The organism is Pontibacterium sp., from assembly GCF_041587635.1.
GTDB lineage: Bacteria > Pseudomonadota > Gammaproteobacteria > Pseudomonadales > Balneatricaceae > Pontibacterium.
On the sequence record NZ_JBFGYC010000600.1, the window covers coordinates 1 to 2343 of the forward strand.

Genomic DNA, 2343 nt, shown 5'->3' on the forward strand with positions numbered 1-2343 from the left:
CCCATTGATCGTGTGCATCGCGTGAAAAGGTACCTGTCTGAATACGTGATTTGCAGTACACTAGCCGCTTTGATTAGCTGCAAGGCGATAGATTCATAGTGTACGCACAACAGATTATCGACGCGGGTCGCTGGATCGATCAGCAAGGCTGGTGTCCGGCGACCGGCGGTAATTTCTCTATCCGGTTGGATTCAGAAACGGCTCTGGTCACGGCTTCGGGTTGTCACAAAGGTCATCTTACGGAACAGGATATGCTGGAGGTCGATCTGTCAGGCCAGCCTAAAGCTGATGTATCTGACCGCAAACCATCCGCTGAAACCCTGCTTCATACCCGTTTATATTCGCTGTCTTCTCATATTGGTGCGGTCTTGCATACGCACTCGGTTGCATCAACGGTATTGTCACGTCTTGAAACCCAGGACTGGCTTGAGCTGAGTGGATATGAGATGCAGAAATCGCTTGCCGGTAATACGACTCACGATGAAATCATCCGATTGGCTGTATTTGATAACACGCAGGATATGCCTGCCTTGGCCGAACAGGTGTCTGAGCGTTGGATGGACAAGCCGCTCAATTGGGGCTTTTTGGTGAGTGGCCACGGTTTATATGCCTGGGGTAGAGATATGCAGGAGGCGCGACGCCACCTGGAAGGTTTAGAGTTTTTATTCGCCTGTGCATTGGAAATGCGCCGGATGGGAGCACGTTAAATGAGCGTTAAAGCGATTCTGACTGATATCGAAGGCACGACAACGGATATCAATTTTGTCCATAAAACCCTGTTTCCCTATGCGGCGAAATACTTGCCAGACTATGTGCGAGAGCATGAGGACGATGATGCGGTTCAGGCGATTCTGGCAGATGCACGTACCGAGTTATCAGATCCTCAGGCTGATCTGGAAACACTGATCAGTGCCTTTTTGAATTGGATCGAGCAGGATAAGAAAGTCACTGCACTTAAAGCGCTGCAGGGCTTGATCTGGGGTGAGGGTTATCAGCAGGGTGACTTTACCGGTCATCTTTATCATGATGCGATGACCTATTTGCAGAGCTGGCATGAGCAGGGGTTGCCACTGTATGTGTTTTCGTCAGGGTCGGTAAAAGCACAAAAGCTGCTATTTGGTTATAGCGATGCGGGTGACATTACGGGCCTGTTCAGCGGTTATTTTGATACGACAACCGGTCATAAGCGCGAGCAGGCTTCGTATGAAACGATTGCGGGCGTGATGGGTCTGGATGCTGCAGAGGTGTTGTTTCTGTCTGATGTGAGCGAAGAGCTGGATGCGGCGCGGGCTGCCGGTATGCAGACGGTATTACTGGCACGTGATGAAGAGCCGGAGATGTGTTCGCACACGATGGTCACCAGTTTTGATGAGATCGAATTATAAAGGAGTTGGACGTGAGCGCGTTGACTGTATATCAGGAAAGTAATCCGCAGGCTGTGTTAAAGCACAGTGACGATTACATGGATATTGCTGAAGCCCTGGCCTTCGTAGGCATCCGTTTTGAGCGCTGGGAAGCGGCACAGGTGATCACCGCTGAAACCCCGGCAGATACCATTCTGGAAGCCTACCGATCACAGATTGATGAACTGAAGGCGACAGAAGGTTATGTCACCGTGGATACCATCAGTCTGGCGGCTGATAATCCAATGAAAGATGCGTTGCGTCAGAAGTTTCTGAGTGAGCATACCCATAGTGAAGATGAGGTCCGCTTCTTTGTGAGAGGCGAGGGTATGTTTTACCTGCATATCGAGGATCAGGTATATCAGGTGCATTGCTGCAAAGATGATCTGATTTCAGTGCCTGCCAATGCCCGCCACTGGTTTGATATGGGGCCAAACCCTGACTTTACCGCTATCCGCTTCTTTAATAATCCGGAGGGTTGGGTGGCAAACTATACCGGTGATGCGATTGCCGATGGATTCCCAAAATTTGATGGCTGATCTCGCCAGTTTGTAATCTGCATCTAAAAAGCCTGACAGCGATCGATAATCGCAACGTCAGGCTTTTTTTGTGTGTGGCTTTATACCGTTATCTTACGTGTATTCTAATTGGCGTCTGTGCGATGCCTTAGTTATTCAGGTGAAGCAGTGCGCCCTGAGCGATCTGTTCCTGATCGAACACGCCGTTATCCAATATCCAGCCGGTAACCAACTTAGCCGGAGTTACATCAAAAGCGGGGTTAAATACCCTGGCATTTTTCGGGCTCCAGAGCACCTCGCCAAAACTTCCGCTGACACCTTGCACCTCTTGTGCACTGCGCTCCTCAATCGGGATGGCTGCACCGTTTGGGCATGCTGGATCGACGGTAGTGTAAGGCGCAACAACGTAGAACGGCACCTGA

The 2343-nt window shown here is 50.3% G+C and carries 3 protein-coding genes and 1 pseudogene; 3 read left to right on the forward strand and 1 reads right to left on the reverse strand.

Features of this window, described 5'->3' with window-relative positions; all coding sequences use genetic code 11:
* Positions 1 to 98: 98 nt before the first annotated feature.
* The 3 genes from ABYW01_RS19620 to ABYW01_RS19630 are packed head-to-tail and all read left to right on the forward strand — an operon-like array spanning position 99 to position 1942.
* A complete protein-coding gene (locus ABYW01_RS19620; RefSeq protein WP_372836065.1) occupies positions 99 to 707 on the forward strand; it encodes a methylthioribulose 1-phosphate dehydratase in 609 nt (202 codons plus the stop codon).
* The gene (mtnC, locus tag ABYW01_RS19625) at positions 708 to 1385 is read left to right on the forward strand and encodes an acireductone synthase (protein ID WP_372836068.1); all 678 of its coding nucleotides are present in this window, start codon (positions 708 to 710) and stop codon (positions 1383 to 1385) included.
* Between the two features lie 11 nt (positions 1386 to 1396).
* Positions 1397 to 1942 (forward strand): acireductone dioxygenase, encoded by a 546-nt coding sequence (locus ABYW01_RS19630; RefSeq protein ID WP_372836069.1) that lies wholly within the window; start codon positions 1397 to 1399, stop codon positions 1940 to 1942.
* Between the two features lie 127 nt (positions 1943 to 2069).
* Here the strand turns inward: ABYW01_RS19630 and ABYW01_RS19635 are convergent.
* A pseudogene (locus tag ABYW01_RS19635) lies at positions 2070 to 2343 on the reverse strand (S-methyl-5-thioribose-1-phosphate isomerase); the annotation flags it as partial.

Excerpts from the sequence above, each read along its gene's own strand:
- mtnC (WP_372836068.1), top strand. The coding sequence starts at position 708 with ATGAGCGTTAAAGCGATTCTGACTGATATCGAAGGCACGACAACGGAT.